Origin of the sequence: Shewanella sp. c952, assembly GCF_019654975.1 — a bacterium.
In the GTDB taxonomy this organism is placed as follows: Bacteria; Pseudomonadota; Gammaproteobacteria; order Enterobacterales; family Shewanellaceae; genus Shewanella.
Map to the genome: position 1 here is coordinate 185,408 of NZ_BPEW01000004.1, position 21,112 is coordinate 206,519.

The 21,112-nt window shown below is 41.1% G+C and carries 20 protein-coding genes; 10 read left to right on the plus strand and 10 right to left on the minus strand.

The genetic code is table 11. From position 1 onward, the window contains the following. Positions 1-44: 44 nt before the first annotated feature. Complete coding sequence (locus K5R16_RS05230; protein WP_220736484.1) at positions 45-944, plus strand: LysR family transcriptional regulator ArgP; 900 nt, start codon at positions 45-47, stop codon at positions 942-944. A 45-nt stretch (positions 945-989) separates the two neighbouring features. Here the strand turns inward: K5R16_RS05230 and K5R16_RS05235 are convergent, their stop codons facing one another. After that, positions 990-2,084, minus strand: coding sequence for an AI-2E family transporter (locus K5R16_RS05235; RefSeq protein ID WP_220736485.1), 1,095 nt, complete (start codon positions 2,082-2,084; stop codon positions 990-992). A 91-nt stretch (positions 2,085-2,175) separates the two neighbouring features. Beyond that, positions 2,176-2,391 carry a sulfurtransferase TusA family protein gene (locus K5R16_RS05240; protein WP_220736486.1) on the minus strand — a complete coding sequence of 72 codons (216 nt, stop codon included), beginning with the start codon at positions 2,389-2,391 and terminating at the stop codon, positions 2,176-2,178. A gap of 111 nt (positions 2,392-2,502) precedes the next feature. Between K5R16_RS05240 and K5R16_RS05245 the strand changes: the two genes are divergently transcribed. The 4 genes from K5R16_RS05245 (at position 2,503) to K5R16_RS05260 (ending at position 6,904) form a co-directional block, all read left to right on the plus strand. Next, entirely contained in the window at positions 2,503-3,960 is a 1,458-nt protein-coding gene (locus tag K5R16_RS05245) for a M48 family metalloprotease (protein ID WP_220736487.1), read from the plus strand. A gap of 62 nt (positions 3,961-4,022) precedes the next feature. After that, positions 4,023-4,373, plus strand: coding sequence for an arsenate reductase (glutaredoxin) (arsC, locus tag K5R16_RS05250; RefSeq protein WP_220736488.1), 351 nt, complete (start codon positions 4,023-4,025; stop codon positions 4,371-4,373). 12 nt (positions 4,374-4,385) lie between these two features. Next, a complete protein-coding gene (locus K5R16_RS05255) occupies positions 4,386-4,757 on the plus strand; it encodes a DUF2069 domain-containing protein (protein ID WP_220736489.1) in 372 nt (123 codons plus the stop codon). Positions 4,758-4,975: 218 nt separating this feature from the next. Continuing rightward, the gene (locus tag K5R16_RS05260; protein WP_220736490.1) at positions 4,976-6,904 is read left to right on the plus strand and encodes a hypothetical protein; all 1,929 of its coding nucleotides are present in this window, start codon (positions 4,976-4,978) and stop codon (positions 6,902-6,904) included. Positions 6,905-6,985: 81 nt separating this feature from the next. Here the strand turns inward: K5R16_RS05260 and hda are convergent, their stop codons facing one another. Both hda and K5R16_RS05270 read right to left on the minus strand, forming a co-directional pair. Next, a complete protein-coding gene (gene hda / locus K5R16_RS05265) occupies positions 6,986-7,696 on the minus strand; it encodes a DnaA inactivator Hda (protein WP_220736491.1) in 711 nt (236 codons plus the stop codon). Between the two features lie 71 nt (positions 7,697-7,767). Then, positions 7,768-8,874, minus strand: a complete 1,107-nt coding sequence (locus K5R16_RS05270; RefSeq protein WP_220736492.1) for a DUF2066 domain-containing protein — start codon at positions 8,872-8,874, stop codon at positions 7,768-7,770. Between the two features lie 174 nt (positions 8,875-9,048). Here K5R16_RS05270 and K5R16_RS05275 point away from each other — a divergent pair, with 174 nt between their 5' ends. Further along, positions 9,049-10,302, plus strand: coding sequence for a uracil-xanthine permease family protein (locus K5R16_RS05275; protein ID WP_220736493.1), 1,254 nt, complete (start codon positions 9,049-9,051; stop codon positions 10,300-10,302). Between the two features lie 134 nt (positions 10,303-10,436). Here the strand turns inward: K5R16_RS05275 and grxD are convergent, their stop codons facing one another. After that, positions 10,437-10,772, minus strand: a complete 336-nt coding sequence (gene grxD, locus K5R16_RS05280; RefSeq protein WP_220736494.1) for a Grx4 family monothiol glutaredoxin — start codon at positions 10,770-10,772, stop codon at positions 10,437-10,439. Between the two features lie 224 nt (positions 10,773-10,996). On the opposite strand from grxD, the gene sodB reads away from it, so the two are divergent. Continuing rightward, on the plus strand, positions 10,997-11,581 hold the full coding sequence (sodB, locus tag K5R16_RS05285; protein ID WP_220736495.1) for a superoxide dismutase [Fe]: 585 nt from the start codon (positions 10,997-10,999) through the stop codon (positions 11,579-11,581). A 119-nt stretch (positions 11,582-11,700) separates the two neighbouring features. Here the strand turns inward: sodB and K5R16_RS05290 are convergent, their stop codons facing one another. From K5R16_RS05290 to K5R16_RS05300, 3 genes are read right to left on the minus strand one after another with little or no spacing between them, the layout of a single operon-like run. Then, a complete protein-coding gene (locus K5R16_RS05290; protein WP_220736496.1) occupies positions 11,701-12,240 on the minus strand; it encodes a BsuPI-related putative proteinase inhibitor in 540 nt (179 codons plus the stop codon). After that, positions 12,240-14,057, minus strand: a complete 1,818-nt coding sequence (locus K5R16_RS05295) for an AsmA family protein (protein ID WP_220736497.1) — start codon at positions 14,055-14,057, stop codon at positions 12,240-12,242. The genes K5R16_RS05290 and K5R16_RS05295 overlap by 1 nt, the downstream gene beginning before the upstream one ends. A gap of 32 nt (positions 14,058-14,089) precedes the next feature. Continuing rightward, positions 14,090-14,587, minus strand: coding sequence for a putative 4-hydroxy-4-methyl-2-oxoglutarate aldolase (locus tag K5R16_RS05300; protein WP_220736498.1), 498 nt, complete (start codon positions 14,585-14,587; stop codon positions 14,090-14,092). A 188-nt stretch (positions 14,588-14,775) separates the two neighbouring features. Between K5R16_RS05300 and K5R16_RS05305 the strand changes: the two genes are divergently transcribed. Further along, positions 14,776-15,102: a hypothetical protein gene (locus K5R16_RS05305; RefSeq protein ID WP_220736499.1), complete on the plus strand. Its 327-nt coding sequence runs from the start codon at positions 14,776-14,778 to the stop codon at positions 15,100-15,102. 295 nt (positions 15,103-15,397) lie between these two features. Here the strand turns inward: K5R16_RS05305 and msrQ are convergent, their stop codons facing one another. Then, positions 15,398-16,045, minus strand: a complete 648-nt coding sequence (gene msrQ, locus K5R16_RS05310) for a protein-methionine-sulfoxide reductase heme-binding subunit MsrQ (protein WP_220736500.1) — start codon at positions 16,043-16,045, stop codon at positions 15,398-15,400. A gap of 7 nt (positions 16,046-16,052) precedes the next feature. Continuing rightward, positions 16,053-17,075 carry a protein-methionine-sulfoxide reductase catalytic subunit MsrP gene (gene msrP / locus K5R16_RS05315; RefSeq protein WP_220736501.1) on the minus strand — a complete coding sequence of 341 codons (1,023 nt, stop codon included), beginning with the start codon at positions 17,073-17,075 and terminating at the stop codon, positions 16,053-16,055. A gap of 376 nt (positions 17,076-17,451) precedes the next feature. On the opposite strand from msrP, the gene rmuC reads away from it, so the two are divergent. Both rmuC and K5R16_RS05325 read left to right on the plus strand, forming a co-directional pair. Further along, on the plus strand, positions 17,452-18,945 hold the full coding sequence (gene rmuC / locus K5R16_RS05320) for a DNA recombination protein RmuC (protein WP_220736502.1): 1,494 nt from the start codon (positions 17,452-17,454) through the stop codon (positions 18,943-18,945). A gap of 49 nt (positions 18,946-18,994) precedes the next feature. Next, a complete protein-coding gene (locus tag K5R16_RS05325; RefSeq protein WP_220736503.1) occupies positions 18,995-20,923 on the plus strand; it encodes a transglycosylase SLT domain-containing protein in 1,929 nt (642 codons plus the stop codon). Positions 20,924-21,112: the final 189 nt, after the last annotated feature.

The following is a 21,112-nucleotide window of genomic DNA, read 5'->3' on the forward strand; positions in this document are numbered from 1 at the left end:
TTATGTATCATTAGTAAAACTTATAATTGATTACTTAGTCTCCTATGTTTGATTACGCCCATCTAAAAGCATTATCGATAGTGGTATCACAAGGTGGCTTTGATAAGGCTGCTAAACACCTTTTCATTAGCCAATCTGCAGTCTCACAGCGGATTAAACAGCTCGAAGACAAAGTAGGACAAGCCCTAGTCGTTCGAGCTACACCTGTGTATGCCACTGAAATGGGCAAGCGCCTGCTGAGGCATTATGCTCAAGTTCAATTGCTTGAGAGTGAACTGCGCACAGAAATGAATGTTGATGACCCTTCGTTGCCGACGATTGTGCGTATCGCTGTCAACGCTGATAGTTTGGCGACTTGGTTTTTACCCGCATTAACTGAAGTTTTTAAACGTCACAAATGGTTATTAGAACTAGTCGTTGATGATGAAGCCTATACCCATCATTTGCTAAAAAGTGGTGACGCTGTTGGCTGTGTCACCACCAGCCAATCGCCTATGGCGGGCTGCAGTAGCGAATACCTTGGCAACATGGAATACATGTGTGTAGCTACCCCGGATTTTATCGCCGAGTACTTTGACCAATTAACACAGCAACCAGATTCAATACTTAAAGCACCAGCGGTGGTCTTTTCTACTAAAGACAAACTTCACGATAAGTTTCTTAATTTTTATTTTGGTATCAATGAAGGCAGCACTCGAGAGCATAAAATCCCTTCATCTGAAAGTTTTCTCGAAGCGATAACTATGGGCTTAGGATATGGATTAGTGGCGCATCTGCAAGCAAAACCATTGTTGGAAAGTGGCGATTTAATCGAAGTATTCCCAGGAAAGCGGATGCAGGTCCCCCTTTATTGGCAACATTGGAATATAAAAGCTAAACAAACGACTATCGTTTATCGTTCGTTAGCAGCGACTGCACGCCACTTGCTCATAAACCCTGAATAAAAAAGGGGCATCAGCCCCTTAATGTTTTTCGATGTAGTTGCCGTCTTATTTAACCAAAGGTTCTGCTTCGATGGCTTGTTCTGCTGAAGCGCCATGAACGGGCCATGCGTTGATAACCGCTTTTACTAGCGATGCTAAAGGGATGGCAAAGAAAACGCCCCACACGCCCCACAGGCCTCCAAACACTAATACAGCCGCGATAATAAACACTGGATGCAAATCAACGGCGTCTGAAAATAGAATAGGCACAAGTAAATTACCGTCCAATGCTTGAATAATACCGTAGCCGATCATCAAGTAGCCAAACTCGGAACTGATCCCCCACTGGAAAAATGCGACTAATGCGATAGGTAATGTCACAAGCGTTGCCCCTACATAAGGGATCAATACCGACAGGCCTGTTAATACCCCTAGCAGCGCAGCGTATCTAAGATCCATCACCGCAAAGAAGGCATAACTCACAACACCGATGATCACTATTTCGATAATTTTTCCACGAATATAGTTAAAGATCTGCTGATGCATTTCATTCCAAACTTTGCGCGCTAAATCACGATTGGAAGGAAAGAACCGCTTACTACCACGCAGTAGCTCATCTTTGTCTTTTAAGAAGAAAAACACCAACAGTGGCACCAATATCGCGTATACCATTAGCACTAACAATGAAGCTGAATAACCGAGCAACTGTTTACCGATATCCAGTAAGTGCTGAGTATCGAGCATTTTTTTCAGTTCGCCGACCATGGTGTCTAACTGAGTTGGATTAACGAATTGCGGATATTGGTTTATAAACTGCTGTGCAGTCAATAATCCTTTATCAATCATACTTGGTAGGTCCCCAATCAAGCTAACCCCCTGCCTCCAGAGACTTGGGATCAAACCAAAACTGATCAATAACATCAAACCAATGAACAGAATCAACACTAATGAAGCGGCCGGAGTACGATTAATACCAATACGCGCCATCTGAGCGACAGGCCACTCCAATAAGAAAGCGAGCACAAGCGCAACCAATAACGGCGCTAATAAGCCACCTGCGAAATAGATGGCGAGTGCTAAACCAACAAGAATAAGCACTAAAGTAACAGCTTGTGGATCACTAAAACGTTCTTTGTACCAACGACTTAAGATTGTTAACATTCATTTACCCTGATGCGACAGCTAATACTATGTACTGCTGTCGATAAAAAAGATGTTCTACATCTAAAATGTAAAACAGTTTAAAGTCACTTTACTTAGTGATCTCAAGTGTTAAAACTGACTCTTTCGATTGTATTATTTGATGATGATAACCGACTTTTTTTAAATAACGGGGAACATCTTGCCTAGAACCGGGGTCTGATAACAAAACCCTTAGTTTTTCGCCAGTGTCGATCTGCTTTAAAGCTAATTTAACTTTTACGAGTGGCAATGGACAGCGAAAGGCTGTTAAATCAATAATAATCATAATCAACTTGCTATAAACAATCTAAGGCTATTATCCTAATAAGCAGTGCAAACCACAAGCAAGCATTGTGGCCTTACAACAAGAAAAGCATAGCCCAATTTAAGGATCCGCTTGAGCAAATTAACTTTTTCGAAATCTATTATTGCAGGGACATTGGCATTTACCTTAGCAGCCTCACCTGTTGCCTACGCCAATAACGATCTTCCTGACTTAGGTACAGCGGCAGTCAATACATTCAGTTTAGAAAAAGAAACCGAATATGGTGATGCGTATATGCGCGTTATTAGATCATCGGCACCGATGCTCAATGATCCAGTATTGAATCAGTACTTAACAGAGCTAGGTAATAAGCTTGTTGCCCACGCAACAGGGGTTAAAACACCGTTCTACTTTTTTTTACTACGTAATGATGAGATAAATGCATTCGCATTTTTTGGTGGCCATGTAGGCGTACATACTGGTTTGTTTCTAAATGCTGATACTGAAAGTGAACTCGCTTCAGTACTTGGACACGAAATTACTCACGTTACTCAACGTCACTTAGCCCGCTCTTTAGAAGCACAGCAAAAAAGCTCAACAGCTACTATTGCTGGCATGCTTGGCGCTATTCTACTTACGATAGCATCACCACAAGCGGGTATGGCTGCACTAGCAACCACTCAAGCATTGTCTACGCAGGCCAAAATTAACTACACCCGAATGCATGAAAAAGAAGCAGATCGAATCGGCATGCAAATTTTAGTCGATGCGGGCTTTGATCCCAATGGTGCGGCAAATTTCTTTGGTAAACTGGCATCGCGCTACAGATTCACCACTAAGCCACCACAAATGTTGTTGACTCACCCATTACCAGAGTCACGAATTTCTGAAGCAAGAATTAGAGCACAGCAATATCCATTACGTCATGTACCGGACAATTTGAATTTCCAATTAGCTAAAGCAAGGATCCAAGTGAGGTTTTCAGGCTACAGCGAGGCCGCTGTGTTGTCGATGTTTGAGAAACAACTGAAGCACCATCGTTATACATTTAAAAGTGCAGCGGAGTACGGTAAAGCCCTTGCCTATTTTAGAATGGATAAATTTGAAGAGTCAGAAAAAATCATCGATGAATTGCTGGCTAGCGAGCCTAACAATCTATTTTTTATTGATACAAAAACAGATCTATTGACTCAAAAAGGTGATTACAAATCGGCTATCGCTCTGTTATTAAACCAGCAAAAGATAAAACCGACTTCAAGCGTTGTTAACACCAACTTAGCCAATGTTTATATTGAGAACGATCAAACCGAAAAAGCGATACCACTGCTTGAAGATCTAATTTTTCTCGACAAGCAAGATCAACTTGCTTATTTTCTGCTGACAGAAGCCTATAGAAAGAATGGTAATAAAGCCATGGAACACTTTGTAAAAGCAGAATCTTTAGCACTTGCGGCTGATTATAAGACAGCCATTGATCAGCTTAATTTTGCCTACAAGCAGTCAAAAGAAAATCCACTGCAATTAGCACGCATAGAAGCAAGGATCAGGCAATTCAGACAAGCAGATAGAGCGATGGAATCACTACAGTAAATGTGACTCACGTCACTATTTAAAGTATGATATTGGCAACTTTAGCAGAAGTATAAAAAACTATGACAAACGTAAGCATTATCCATAACCCTAGATGCTCAAAAAGCAGACAAACCCTTGCATTGCTTGAAGAGCAAGGCTGCGACATAACTATCATTGAATATTTAAAAACGCCACTTTCAGCCACTGAAATCAGCAGCATTCAATCAAAGCTTGCAGTGACTCCAAGAGAGATGATGCGAGTGAAAGAAGATGAGTACAAGCAGCAAAATCTAGCAGATATAAATGTCACCGACGCCCAGTTAATTCAAGCGATGGTCGATACACCTAAATTAATAGAACGCCCTATTGTATTGGCAAATAATAAAGCCGCCATCGGTCGTCCACCTGAAAATGTGTTAACCATTTTATAAGAGAGCAAGTAAATGGAGTCATCCACCCTTTTTAAACTATGTCGTACTGGGTACCTGCTTTTGGTCATTATGCTAAGCTACTGGTTTATTCAGCAAGGCGTATCTGGTGAATATTCAATGCTGTTTAGCTTACTATGGTTAATTCCATTGTTGCTGCCTTTAAAAGGGATATTAACGGGAAAACCTTATACCTATGCTTGGGCAAGCTTTATTTTGTGTTTATACATGTTGCATGCGCTAACATTGGTTTATGTTACTGAGACTAACTTAGCATTCGCTGTTATCGAATCGCTGCTAATAGGTGTGCTACTGATTGGTTTTCCGTTTTACGCTCGGATCCGAGGCCGAGAGTTAGGTCTTGGGCTGAAGAAAAAGAAAAAGTAACCAAAAACAACTATAGGCTGGTATCTGCCAGCCTTCCTATTTAGCAAATCTCACTGACTCATCAACTCCCTTTCAAAAACACCTTCGTCGCTGTTATCGCGTAACAAAAAACATGGCTCATTGGGCCTATAACAGACAAAGATGTTGAAGAAACAAACTGCATGCTATATTAAATTAATAGCAAAACAATAATAACAAGAAAGATTTGAGGTCGGGCAATGCTAAGCAAGAATCAACTAATATTACTAAGTATATTCTCACTTACCGCATGTGGTGGAAGCAGCGACAATGCAGACAGTGATTTAATTCCCCCTCCTATTACCGATGCACTTGCGCGTTGTGAGGTGCAATCTAACCTCAAAGAAATGTCCAGTTCGTCTAACATCAGCTTTTATATAGAGCCTAGTTATCAATCGCTGCAGCCCGCTGTAATCGCGGCAGCCATAAACGGTGCAGAGAGTTCAAATTACACCTTTAGCTGGTCTCAAAAGTCAGGAGATGCACTGGTATTAAAATCGACACATAGCCCAATGCTTGCTTTTACCGCCCCAACAAGTGGCAACTATCAATTTGAGCTCACCGCAATGAGTGAAACTAATTCATACAGTGCTATTGCGACAATTGACGTCGTTGATGGCCAAACAAACCAATTAGCAATACGTGTTGATCATCAAGTAACCATGGGAAGTGGGGTCAGTTTTAGAGTCGATACGCCACCTTCAGCGGTTCCAGAAAGTATCAGTTGGTGCTTAGCAGCTGGGCCTGATATTAATGTGGATCTTTCTAATTTGGAAAACCCGCTATTGACTGCACCAAATGTTGACCAAGATACTTTTTCTATTTTAAGAGCATCAGCGACGATTAATGGTCAACAAAGCTCTGATGACGTACATATACTCATTACCAAAGAAGCCGCAATTACTTCCAAATATTTCGATTCGCCAGTCGCTAGAACGTTCAGTTATCAAGGCAATTCACCTTATAAAGCGGTATTACGTGATTGTGTTTATTCTAATCAATTAGAGCAAAGTTGCACAATTGACCAACTACCACTTATCGGACAGGAATCGAACAGTGGTAAACAACAAATACTAGATAGACTGTTAGTTTCACACCAATGGATGGGAGAAAACTTCGAATATTTTCTGGATCACTTAGATGCAGATAGCGACTTTGCAACCTTGCTTCAATCAGTTACCGCGATTGTTATTAGCTACGATGTACGGCCGTCATTCTATTGGGTCGCCACAGGCGCCATCTACCTTGATCCTAACGACTTGTGGCTGCTTGCAGAAGAGAGAGATACCATCAATGAAGCGCCAGATTATCGCAGTGGTTTTGGCGGTGAGTTACAGTTTCTAATGCCATGGCGTTATGTGAAAAACAACCAATATACTTCCTATATTACCCCACGCAGTACACGCGTTAATCGGACACCAGCAGAGATGCAGCCCGACTTAGCTTCCCTGCTCTATCACGAACTTGCTCACGCTAATGATTTTTTCCCTCGTAGTGTCCATCCATATCTTCAGGGCCCGACACTTTTGGATGATTATGAAACAAGAAATAGTCAACAATTGCTTATTTCTGATCAGTTAACAGCTAAATACCCATTAAACAGCACTGAAATGAAGAGCTTGGCAGATGTCAGTTTTAGAGGTGAGTCCGCAACAGATCAACAAAAGGCATACATGCCGAGTGACATCAGTAGCTTTTTTTCAGCTGATACCGCATCTGATTACTACGCATATTCAACGCGCAGAGAAGATGCGGCGATGTTATTTGAAGAAGCGATGATGAGTCACAGACTCGGTATTCAAAGGGATGTTGGTGTAACAGATAAACCAGATGTTATTTCTGCAGATACCATTAGAGTTGACTGGGGACAAAGAGGAAGAATTGGCGATGACTCTCTGCAAAATAGAGCAGCCTTTGTCATTAATGAAATATTTCCAGAGTTTGATGCAATTACACTCGTAAATAACCTACCTCAACCTATTCCTATGGCGCAAGGAGCGACTTGGTCTGAAAACCTTGCTATTTCTCCCGCTATGAAGAGTTCAGGTAATCGAGTATCCGCAGCTGATACAGCAAATACCCCAGCAGTAACGTTTAGTGGTAGCAGACACCTATCTGCCGTAGATTAAACTGGTAATTTAGCGACAGCCGAGAAATTTTCAACAAAAAGCCCAGCATAAACTGGGCTTTTTATTGCAAGATACTCGTCACTAAAGCCGCAGCACCTCTTTGATAAACGGTATCGTCAATTTTCGTTGATGAACCATGGAAGCTTTGTCTAAACGATCAAGCACATCAAACAGTGTTCTTAAGTCTCGAGCTAAACGATTCAACAAGAAACGACCAACATCTTCCGAAAGCTGTAACCCACGCATTGCTGCACGGCGTTGTAAGGCAGCTAGCTTTTCATCATCTGCCATTGGTTGCAGTTGATAGTTAAGTCCCCATTGCATTCTAGAGATAAGATCGGGTAAAGCGAAACCGGTATCACTCGGCGAGACGCTAGCGCTTAATACTAATGAACACGTCTTTTGTTCTGAAATTCTGTTATAAAGATCAAATATGGCTTCTTCCCATACGGGATGGCCTGCAATGGCATTCACATCGTCAATACATACCAAATCTATTTTCTCTAAGCCTTCTAATAAAGCTGGAGAGATACTGGCATGGATCCCGAGTGGAATATAGAAACTACTGCGATTAAGGTCGTTAGCGTGAGCACATGCAGCATGCATTAAGTGCGTGCGGCCAGATTTCTCTGGGCCCCAAATAAACACAGCACCTTCAGCTCTACCCTCGGCACATGCTTGTAAACTCTGGATGAGTTCATCATTACCTGCAGCAGGATAATAACTATTAAAGGTCTCATCATCAGGAAGATGAACGGGTAGTGATAATTGTAATGGTGAGTTTGATTTCACTCAGGAGTATCTCGACAACGCAGTATTCAATTTAGGTGCACATACTAGCATGTGCACCCGTGAATTGGGAGTTATTGACCCTTCCAATAGTAGATCTGTGTCGGTTTATTGGCATTGTTCTCGCTACCAAAGTTCGCGTACTCTACATTGTCACTGGAGGCATTACCTATAGATTCAATGCGGGGGTCGAGTTTCATTAAACGGTGTAAATCTTCTTCATTACCAAAAAGGCCTAAATTAAACTCAACAGTCATTCCCTCAATACTTGCCACCGTTACGGTTTTGATAGCGCTTAATTGATTAAGATATTTCTCTATTTCAACCAATTGCTTCATCTCACTAACATCTGTAAAGGTAATTTTTGTTGTCAGCTTCTCTCCGGAGTCAGCAATAGCGTATTGGCTTACATAGTATTCGCTAGCTGCTGCAGTAATATCGGCTACAGCTTGTTCAACACTTGCAGACTCGCCGCTTTGACTAGTCGATGGTGTGTATTGACTGGCGCCGGTCCTCAACTCTCTAGGATAAAGTGACATCTGATAACTAAAAACCGCACCTTGAGGGGATATCGTTGCCATTATAAAATAATTCGCCTGATACCTTAGCGAAGCATTTGCCACATTATCAGTAAATTGGCCGCGAATATCATTAATTCCAACCTGCATAGAATCGTCAAGATCCATTAAGGGAAACAATAAAGGCACACCACGGTTGGATGATTGTGTATCAAATGATGTTCGAGTGACTGATGTAGAAGCATCATTTAAAATCTTTCTATTACCTTCAGCTTCTTCCACTAACCATACCAAGGTCAATGGACGTTGTTTACCCCAGACAGGCAAGCCAGCTTGGCGGAGTAAACCAATAAGACGTTTGTGATCAAAACTCACCTTAATGAACAATTCGCCATCCAAATCTTGATAACCGTACTGTGTCATCATTGCGCTTGCATTGGCTAACTGCTTCACCACATCAGGGTGGGTTAACGCACTTTGAGTGCCTGTATTTTTAAGTACAACCTCTTTTAAGCCCTGCTTTATCGCCTGGCTTCTCAAATTTTTAGCCCTTGAGTCCACTGGTACTAGGCTCTCGTCTAGATTGTACACTTCAGCAGCAATAGCTGAAAAACAAAATAATAAGGGGAACATCATCATGTAACGACAGACAGTTTTAAGCATATTATAGGCTTCAACAAACGACACAGTTAACCAAATTGTACCACAGTCGGCGTAATTAGGAATTTTATAGCACCAAGTTTTCTCCCTTAAGATCAGTGTTGTTTGAACAAAATCGCTGTAAATTTTGTTTCATAAAGATATGATTGTTAAGTTTATTAAAATAAGAGAATAATAATGAAAAACCTTACACTCCCTTTACAGGGGGCCCAAATGCTATTTGTAGCATTTGGTGCACTCGTATTAATGCCTCTATTAACAGGCTTAGATACCAATGTCGCACTCTTTACTGCAGGTATTGGTACACTCATTTTCCAGCTAATAACAAAACGTCAAATTCCAATCTTCCTCGCATCTTCTTTCGCCTTTATCGCTCCGATTATGTATGGCGTACAAACATGGGGTATTCCATCAACAATGGGAGGGCTCATGGCGGCGGGTTGCGTGTATGTCCTGCTTGCAACAGTTGTTAAAGTCAGAGGCGCTGGCTTTATTAAACGCTTACTACCGCCTGTGGTAGTCGGCCCAGTTATCATTGTTATAGGATTAGGCTTAGCGCCCGTCGCCGTTAATATGGCGATAGGAAAAACGGGAGACGGTAGCTTAGTATTAGTAGAGCAAAATACCGCACTGATTATCTCTTTAGCTTCACTCTTTACCACTATAGCCGTGGCTATCTTTGCAAAAGGAATGCTAAAACTGATGCCTATTCTTGCCGGTATTTCAGTTGGTTACGGTCTAAGCTTAGCTTTTGGTATTGTTGATTTCTCGCCTGTAGCAAATGCCAGCTGGATAGCGATGCCAAATTTTGTCGCGCCAGAGTTTAACTGGCATGCAATTCTATTTATGATCCCCGTCGCAATCGCCCCTGCAGTTGAGCATATTGGTGATATTCTAGCGATCTCGAATGTAACCGGAAAAGATTTCATCAAAAAACCGGGTCTACATCGAACATTAGCCGGTGATGGTGTCGCAACCATTGCATCGTCAGCATTTGGTGGACCACCAAATACCACTTATTCTGAAGTGACCGGCGCTGTAACACTCACAAAAGCATTCAATCCAGTGATAATGACATGGACCGCTATAACCGCCATCTTATTAGCATTTATTGGTAAACTCGGCGCCCTAATGCAAACAATCCCAGTACCTGTTATGGGCGGGATTATGTGTTTACTGTTCGGCTCAATTGCTGCGGTAGGTCTCAATTCATTAATCAAGAATCACGTCGATATGAACGAGCCACGTAATTTAAGTATTGTCGGCGTAACGTTAGTCTTTGGTATTGGCGGAATGGCTTTTGGTATCGGCTCATTTAGCCTTACAGGCATAAGCTTATGCGGCATTATCGCAATATTGATGAACCTTGTGCTTCCTGATAATGCCGCGGCTCATGAAAAGATTGTCAGTGATGATTTAGATCAGATCTAAATAGATAAGTTGGTTAAAGCAATGCAGCGAACACTTACATAGCGCTTGGGAATAAATCTAAAGCCTAAATAAAAAGCCCTGAATATCAATGATATTCAGGGCTTTTTTATAGAAACTATAGGCTAGCTGCTCGCTTACTCGTCTTCAGTTTTATATTTTGCAGCCGTTTCCTTGATAAGGGTCTTTAACTCACCCTTTTGGAACATTTCAGTAAGGATATCGCAGCCACCGATTAACTCTCCTTCGATCCATAATTGTGGGAACGTAGGCCAGTTAGCATATTTAGGAAGCTCGGCACGAATATCCGGATGCTGAAGAATATCAACAAAAGCAAACTGCTCTTCACAATTAATCATGATCTGCGCGACCTGAGAAGAAAAACCACAGCTTGGTAACTTTGGTGAGCCTTTCATGTATACGATAATTGGGTTTTCGGCTATTTGCTGCTTGATCTTATCAACTGTTTCCATTTTTCATTCCTGGGTTATACAACATTGCGATAGGCTATTGTACGCCAGTATAGTACAGAACAAAAACCTACTTTTCCTAGGGCCATTACCTAATAGAATTTATCGATTGAGGTAATCGACTGTTTCGAATAAACAATGATACACTTCACAAGTTTATTAGGTAAAATGTCTCGCAGTGAGCAAGAACGCATACAACTACAATCTAGAGTTAACGGAGAAAACTAATGGCTTTCGAATTACCAGCATTACCTTACGCAAAAAACGCACTTGAGCCACATATCTCAGAAGAAACAATTAACTACCATTACGGTAAGCATCACAACACTTACGTTGTAAAGCTTAATGGTCTAGTTGAGGGAACTGAGCTTGCAGAAAAGAGCCTAGAAGAGATCATCAAGACCTCTACTGGTGGTATCTTTAACAATGCAGCACAGATCTGGAACCACACTTTTTACTGGAACTGCCTATCGCCAAACGGTGGCGGTGAAGCAACTGGTCCAGTAGCTGACGCTATCGTTGCAGCATTCGGTTCTTTCGATGCTTTCAAAGCGCAATTCACTGATTCAGCAGTTAACAACTTCGGTAGTGCTTGGACTTGGTTAGTGAAAAAAGCAGACGGCACTGTTGCTATCGTTAACACTAGCAACGCTGCTACACCGTTAACTGATGAGTCTGTCACTCCAATCATGACTGTAGATGTTTGGGAACATGCGTACTACATCGATTACCGTAATGTTCGTCCTGACTACATGGCTCACTTCTGGGAGCTAATCAACTGGGATTTTGTTAACGCAAACTTCGCTGGTTAATCTTAGATTTTAATAGCGCAGCTATTATAAAGATTCAAAATAAAAATCCGGACTCTATTAGAGGCCGGATTTTTTTATACTTGAAGAAGCTCACAAACCATTTATATCGATCAACAGCTTTAAAACTTATAGATCACTGGCACCATTGCGGGTGTTTGAGATTCTGTTGCCCGACCGGAAAATATGGCCTGTAAGTAGAAGCCTTTACCAATAGTTGCAGCAATACCATCAGCAATCCGAAACTTAACATTCTGGATTTTACCTGCTGGCATGACCGTTTCTCTTAGTGCCTGGGTAAACATCATCTCATTTGACCAAGCCCAAACTTTTTTGCCGGTTGCATCAAACAGCCATAGATCTGCAGTCATACCAGAATTGAACATTAATGGTACACCGTATGACTGACTATTAGTGTATTGCAGCGTCACGTTCATCGCAGAGCCGGTATTATGTTCTACCATGAGTTTGCCTTCAAACAGGCCTTTTTGAGCTAGCTTAGCTCTCGTTTCATCATCACTTTTTACCGGCGTGACATTGATTGGTGAAGCTTTTACATTGTTCTTTTTAGTCATATCAGTAACCTCACCCACGCTACTGTTGCTTTGCGAGCAACCAGTAACTGCGAGTATCACCATGGCGAGCGCTGTTCTACTTAACATTAAAAACCCCCGAATTTTTTAAATAAACTGTCTTTAAGCTTATTTGTTTCATCTTTTAGCTTCGAATCTAACAAAGCCTTTGTATCAAGAGCAAATTTCGGTTCAGACATTGTGCCACTTATCGCAAAAGGTATCTCAACACCATATAGCGCATCCCGTTCGTTACCGCCCTGACCTTCAAGAGAACCCACAACCGAAGTGGTTAACTTATAATTAAGTGCTTCGTTGATAACATTGGCAGTTCCTGCCCCAGTCAGGCGAATCAGTGGCGATGCCATATTTAGATCTGGGTTTGTAACTACACCTTTAGCAACCTTAAATGAGCCGGTCATGCTGGTGAAATCTGTCTTTTGCTCACTAGAGCCACTCGATGACATATCGCCGCCTAGCTTGGCTTGTGCATCTCGGATCATTTGTGGAATGTTTACCCCATGAATTGCTCCATCAGCTATTTCAAACTTCCCGTTTGCCAATAAGTTCTTTTTAAGGTTATCAGGCAATAAACTGCTACCTTTACCCGCAACATTAAAGTTAGCGGTGCCATCAAGCATATCAACCTCAGCGGCATCGATAAGCAAGGCACGGATGTCGACCCCTTTTAAACGCTTATCAAACTCATATTTAGCGACTTTATTACGACCATCTAATTTCGCAGAGGCTTTAATCGTTCCCCCATAAAGCGCTGCTGATAATTGGCTTACGTTGGCCACGCCTTGTTTCATCGCCATTTTAAAGACCCAGTTCTGAGTCTTCATATTAGCAACTTTCACTGATTTCACTTTAACATTAACGTCCAGGTTAACAGACTTCATCGCCGTTAAATCAGGTTCAACAGAAGCCACAGTAGCTGTATCTGTTTGCTTAGAGTCCTGAGTATTTGCTGACTTTTCTGGTAAGAAACGGTCTAAGTCTACGTCGCCAACCTCAAGCATCGCTGCGATACTAGGTACCTTGTTGCCATAGGCAATATCTAGCTTTCCAGAAGCATCTATATCAGCCGCACTAAAGTTTGCTAGCACTAAACTCATCGTTTGCATATCTAATGCCATTTCAAGTGATGTTGTTAACTCAGCCTTGAGTTCACCGTTTGGCATCCCTTTACCCTTCAGCTGATTTTTCACAGCAAAGTCATTAATCACAATATTTTGTAAGTTTTGCGAAACTTTAATTTGCCCCTCACCTGAGCTAGTCACGTTAAGACCGGGTAATGATGCTGACAACTCATACTTAAGAGGTGCAAATTTATCTAATTGAAATCGTCCAAGCGTCAGGGACTTTAACGAGAGTAGCTGTTTCGTGTTTGATTGACGGTCTAGATTACTAATCTGTGTATTAGTGATTGAGATCCCACCAATATCGAGTTTTGACAAACTAACACTCGATGTATCGTTGGCAGACGTCGTTGCAGCTTCACTGGGCTTGCCCTCACCTGTAAGTCCATCAAAGCTACTTCTACCATCCTTTTGGGTTTCCAAAAATAAGGTCAGTCCATCTAGATTAAGCTGCGAAATCTCGACCTCTTTCGCCAGCAACGGCATGAGTGCCACCTCGGCAACGACTTCATTAACGGATACCATTGCCGCACTTTCAAACCCTTCTGGATTAGACAGTGTAATCCCACCTAACTTAATGCCTAAGCTTGGGAAAAAAGTCCAAGACAGGTCACTATTAATCGCTAAATTTCGTCCGGTCTTTTCTTTAACAACCTCTACGATTTGTGGTTTAAAATCATTGGGATCAAAAATCAAAGTGATATACACCACTAACGCTGTAACTAAACCTAACATTGCTACAAAAAACCATTTTAATAATTTCATGACAGATTCCATCTGAATAACAAAAGCGAATACTATAAATTTAGCACGGATAAATCTAAAGCTTGATTAGATATTGCTATACCGTTTAGATCAGCATACACATATGAGTGGGGAGAAATGATGACACCGTAGATTTCTACCGCAACATTACGTTCACCGCGCCCTTTTTTGACGGTTTTAATCGGGTTGATACCAATAGCCTGGATACCTATTTGCATGGTTTTTAATGCTGCAACATCTCTTACACAACCAAAAACCACCACACCTTGCCAACCATTAACTTCGGCATTTTTAGCAATCATATCACCAAGCAGTGCACAATCGGTCACTCCTTGTCCGTCTACAACGAGTACTTTTCCTTTACCGTTTTTAGACAATTCATCTTTAACTAGAGAGTTATCTTTAAAACACTTAACCGTTACAACTTCCCCCCAAAAGCAACTTTTACTACCAAACGATTTAAACATAGGGGGTAGTAACGATAAACTTTCCGGATAGGTGTCAAATAAATCAGGCAATAAATCAAGCATTAGCATCTCCTTGCTTCGACAGCGTTTTATCATATCAACTAGATTGACAGGTCGCAGGCCTAAACCCAAGCAAATAGTTGACTTTTTAGCCTAAAAAACATGTTTTTCCTTTTACAGTTCTAGAATACAAACTATAATCTAAATTAATATATATTTTTCAACGTTAATCTTCCTTACCTCGGACTCCTATGAAAGAAAATCTTGATTTAGAAAATGCCATCGCTGCATTAGACCAATATGGTTATGAAAAGAAAACTAGCAGTGATCTTGAGCAAGCTAGAAATAAGCCGCAAATGATTAAATATATTGATTCTCTCGATTTTAATTTACGTCGCTTACTTATTTTACAAGAAGCTGTGAATGAACTTGTAGAGAATGAGAAAAGATTACTGACACAACAAGAAAATATCCAAACTTATAAAACTAAAATTATCAACTTGTCTCGTCAGTTCAATATCTCATACGACGACGTTTTACAAGTGATGAAACAACAAGAAGAAAATGCGACAAAATAGAACGATAAATAACATTAAATAGTCAATCGAGATAATACCTCACTCCATTGAAACAGCCTACGGAAGGGCTATTCATTGTCAAGCTAGCAGCGTAAACCGAAAATATCGCTATCTTTATAGCTCGCAGTTTCCACTATTAAACTTCCCCCTCCAAAGCCTCTATTAGTTAATGTTCTAAATAAAATAGCCACTCAGATATCAATAATCTAGAGTGACCACATAATATAAAATAAAAACTGAGTAACTTCACAGTCAAAACCAACTAACAATCCCACACTGATAAGCCTTTAGTTATCTATACCCGATGTTGTTTTGTAAAATACTTTATTGAATTCTTCTTCCACCAATTCGACTGCTTTGCCCGAACTCCGAGTAACGCTGCAATGAAGATGAAGTACAATATCGGCTCAATAATTTCGGACTTTACCGACCAGTAAAAATGGACAGGTACCAGTATTGCAATTAAATAAATACCATTATGTAATTTCTGCCAACGCCGGCCCATTTTGCGCATTACTTTCTTAAAAGAGGTAAACGCTAAGGCACTCAACAAAACATAAGCTGCAGCTCCTACGAGTATATAGGGACGCTTAACAACCTCTTCAAAAAACAGTGACCAAGCAAATAGCAGATCCAAGCTGAAAAAGGCCAGTATGTGTAGACTGGCATAAGCAAAAACATAAAGCCCAACAAGTCGCCTCGTTTGTAACAATAATCCTTGCTTCAGTTTCTTGGCAACAGGTGAGATCAATAATGTCGCTACTAGGGCATTGAGAGCGCCAATTCCAGTGAAATGAATAATATATTGCACGGGGTCGCCCCCCGCTTTGTCATTTAATACTAAAAGCACTAAATAGATAATCGGCAGTAACCCTATCGTATGCATTAAGCATTTGAGCCAAAACAGAGACCTTGCGGTTAATTTAAATGACTTGTTTTTCATACTTTCCCTAAAAGTTTCTTTTTAGATTTAAGCCTTGATAAAGCTCAGCCACAGAATCTTCATATCCGTTAAAAGGTAAAGTGGCGATCCGTTTAGCTGAAAATAATCCGCCTTCCGCAATTCGTCTTTCAGACGCTTGTGACCATCTAGGATGATCAACGGCTGGATTTACATTGGCATAGAAACCATATTCACTGGGTGCCAACTCATTCCAAGAAGACTTAGGCTGCCTATCGGTTACCCGTATACGCACTATCGATTTAATACTCTTAAAACCATATTTCCACGGCACCACTAATCTGATTGGTGCGCCATTTTGCGGTGGTAAGGTTTTTCCATATAAACCCACAGACATAAAAGTGAGATCGGTCATCGCTTCAGCAATCGTTAACCCCTCAACGTATGGATAATTAATCCCCCCGCCGCTGTAACGATTCCTTTGACCTGGCATTTGCTCTGGGTCATAGAGCGTTTCAAAAGCGACATGTGTTGCATTACTCTTCACGCCAGCCTTTTTTAATAGGCTCGCCAAAGAAAAACCTACCCATGGAATGACCATCGACCAAGCTTCAACGCATCTAAAGTTGTATATGCGCTCCTCTAAAGGCAACATTTTTAATATGTCGTCATAATCAAGCGTCAGAGGCTTATCCACTTCACCTTCGATAACCAACTGCCAAGGGTTGACTTTCAATGCTTGTGAATTTTCGACTGGGTCCGTTTTGCTGGTGCCGAATTCGTAGAAATTGTTGTGTGAAATAACTTTATTTTCTGGAGTAAGATCGCCATACAGCAGATGATCATATTCAGTTTGTTTTGAGTGAGGCAGTGCAACCCTGGCAAAAGCAGCTTTTTCTTCGTCACTGGAAAACAGATCAAACACGCCTGCATTCGCCTGAGACGACAATAATGCACCAGCACCAATAAACCCCATCTGCTTAAGAATACGCCTTCTGTCGTGGTAAACCTCTTCAGGGGTTACATCGCAATCTTTAAATTTATCCCACGCAGCTTTGTTAATTATTTTCATTGGCCGCCTACCTCTTCAATTTATTAATTTGGAAACCTAATTAGTCAGACCGTATTACCCTTAAAAAGATTTCGTTTAAGGCTAACATTTATACCCATCGTACCTGAAGATACTCGCGTCGACGGGTTAAAATGGTCCTTACATCAGTGTTATTGATTTTGCCAAGGTTAATGACCAGTTGGTGGCAATCAATTCCGTGATTAACGACCCTTAAATTCCCACTGAATTCTGCATGTTCAAATAGGATGGGTATACATCTCATTAACAGCTGATTACGTCTTCATCATTTACCATTAAGAAGACGTTGTTAAGCTTGCAGTGTTTAAGCCAGCATGCCACTCTACCCGTTCATTTACCATGTTAAGAGCCGTCTCACATGCCTTTAAATATCGCATTTTCAACACCTGAAATCATTATCTTAGTCGCCATCGCGTTTCTCTCAATCTTAATAGGTGCTCTTTTAAATCAGCGAAAAACAAGGGTCAAATGGGAATACGTTCGTAAACAGCTATTAGATGACATGGAGCAAACAAAAGATGAGTTAAACGGTGAAATTTTGGCACTTAAAGAAACACTTCACCAAAAAGAAGCCCTACTCGGACTTTCCCAAGAAAAACTTGAACAACGCATCGAACTTCTTGGCAAAGCACAAGCGCAAGCAGAAAGAAGTACTGAGCTCGAGCAAACTTTAGCGGATAATCAACGAAAGCAAATGGAAACTCAACTTGCGCTTTCTAAATCAAATGCGATGCAACAAACCATAACTGCACGCTACGATGCAGAACAACAAGCGCTGAACGACAAGATAGAGTTACTTGAAAAAGCAGAGATCCGTTTAAATAATCAGTTCGAAAATCTTGCCACTAAAATTTTTGAAGCTCGCAGCGAACAGTTACAAAACCAGAATAACCAGCAACTAGACAGCGTGTTAGCCCCTTTCAAACAACAGTTAGAAGGTTTTCGAGCCCAGGTGCAATCCTCTTATGCCCACGAGCAAAGTCAACGAAGTGCACTAAAGCATCAATTAGATTCCTTAACTGAGCTCAATCTAAAAATGAGCCAGGATGCAATTAATCTAACTAAAGCGTTAAAAGGAGATAACAAGCAACAGGGGAACTGGGGAGAAGTTATCTTGGAGCGGGTATTACAAGAAAGTGGCCTGCGAGAAGGACATGAATATGACACCCAAACAGATTTGAAAAATGATGATGGCAAACGCTTCAAACCAGATGTGGTAGTACACCTACCAGAAAATAAAGATGTTGTGATCGATGCAAAAATGTCTCTTGTTGCGTATGAGCGATACTTTAATAGCGATGATGAGGAAGTGCGTGCTCAGGCAATAAAGGAGCATATAGCATCGGTTCGAGCGCATATTAAAGGGTTAAGTAATAAGGATTATCAAAAGCTTCATGGTTTAACCAGTTTAGATTACGTTTTGATGTTTATCCCGCTAGAACCTGCATTTTTACTCGCTTTGGAGCACGACCCGAGTCTAGTAAATTTTGCGCTTGAAAGTAACATCATGCTAGTCAGTCCAACCAACTTGCTAGTCGCGCTCAGAACCATTAATAATATTTGGCGCTATGAGTATCAAAATCAAAATGCACAGTTGATTGCCAAACAAGCAGGAAAAATATACGACAAGCTTTGCGGCTACCTAGAAGACATGGAAAAAATAGGCCGTGCAATTGAATCAGCTGACAAAAATTACCAAAACGCAATGAATAAACTGGCATCTGGAAAAGGTAACGTAATTCGCCAAGCACACCAAATGCAGCAGTTAGGAGTAGAAACCAGTAAAAAAGTTGACTCCCAGTTACTGGATAAAGCGCTAAGCTTATCTGAAGGTGAAATCATCTCGCAATAATATAGTAAACAAAACTCGCAATAGGGACATTGGTAGAGGACATTCATAGATGCACAAGCAGTTAAGCGGCATTTTATTCGCAATAGCGACATTCATATCGTACCCGATAGCTGCTCAGACTTTGACGTCTGAGCAGCAGTTATACCTTGATGCAAGAAAATCACTCGATAAGCAAGATCTCAATACTTACTTGCAACAGCGTGAAAAGCTCGGTGATTATCCATTGGCCATCTATTTGGATTTTCATCAAAATATAGATGAAATATTGAAGCTGTCCGGAACCAATGCCACCAGCGCTTTCCAGCAGTTCCAAGGCAGTCCACTCTATAACAGCGCACGGTATCGGTATCTAAACAGCAGTGGTAAGCAGAAACGCTGGAACGATTTTCTAGCAGTAAGCCCAAAGCAACCTAATAACATTATTTTACAATGCTATTTCTATAGAGCGCAGTTACAAAAAGGTGATAAACAACTGGCTTACAAAGGCGCCGGTGACTTATGGCTTTATGGACGCTCCCGCCCTAAAGAATGTGATCCGCTTTTTAATGAGTGGAAAAAAGCAGGCTTTCAAACTCAAGAGTTGATTTGGTCTAGAATGTTGCTCAGTTTTGAACAAGGCCAATATGGGTTATTAACTTATCTATCTAAAAAGATCACCCGCAATAAACAAGCGGCTGAACGCCTTGTATCGGTTTATAAAGGTCCGCGTCGATTACGCAATACCTCTAAGTACAGCGGTAAAGCCAAGATAAATGCCACGATTGTCGATATAGGCTTAAGGCGCTTAGCAAAGAAAGATCTTAAGCAAGCAGTGAAACTGTATGCTAAGTATCAAAAAGCAGATCGTTTTAGTGACTATAAAGGCCGATTACTTAGCCGTTATTTAGTGCGCAGAGCGCTAATTTACCAAACTGAAGAGTTAAAGAGCTTTGTCGACACCATGCTCCCACTATTAGATAGTGATGACTTAATTGAAATGCGACTACGCTGGGCACTGAGAACCAGTGAACAGCAACAGTTTGAGCATTTTATAACCTTACTAACTAAAGAAAAACAAGACACTGCTCGCTGGACATATTGGCGAGCAGTTGTATTACAAAAGAGCGATGATAAACAAGATCAACAAGCAGCTTTGGCACTTTTAACTGACTTAAGCCAGCAACGAAATTTTTATGGGTTTAAAGCAGCAAATCTAATAGATGCGCCCTATAACGTACAACACCAACCAACGCAGAGCACTGCTAAGCGTCAAAGTAAACTGGCCAATGATAAAGGCCTAGCACGAGTTACTGAACTATTGGCTATCGATAAGCAATCTGATGCCCGCGCTGAATGGGTAATGCTGTTAAATCGTCACGATAAAGAGATGCAAAAGGATTATGGTGTATACGCAGTAGCACAAAAGTGGCACAGTTTGGGGGTTCAAGCCAGTATTCAAGCGAAGCTTTGGAACGATATGGATATGCGTTTTCCCTATGCAGCCCAAGCATCATTTACCAACGCGAGTAAAAAATACAAAGTTGATATTGATGAAGTAAGAGCTATTGCGAGACGTGAAAGTGCCTATTTTCCAAATGCGACATCCGGCGTGGGCGCTAGAGGGTATATGCAACTGATGCCTGCGACGGCAAAGCAAACAGCCAAAAAGGCCAAGCTCAATTATCGTGGTACACGCAGTCTTTATGATGAAAAACTTAATATTGCGTTAGGCAGTGCCTATTACTCGAGTTTACTCGTACAATTTGATAATAACCGAGTTCTTGCTACGGCTTCCTATAACGCAGGTCCCCATAGAATAAAGTCGTGGCTAAAGAAAAGTGATGCCAAATTAGATGTAATGAGTTTTATTGAATCGATTCCCTATACAGAGACTCGAGAATACGTTCAGGCAGTCCTCAGTTATCGAGTTATTTATCAAATAAAACAAGATAAAAGAACCGAACTAATGTCTAAGGAAGAGCTCGTTTTTCAATACTAAGCCACTTAAAACTAAACCACTGAATCAGTCGCCCTATTCCGATAAAATATCGCACTTGCTCTGGGAATAGAGCGACTTATTAAATACCGTCTCACCCGCTTCTATCCCAATAAAGCTCGATATTATATGATATAAATTGTAGTAACTATCAGAAAAAGTTAGCCTTCAAACAACAAAACACTAATAAAT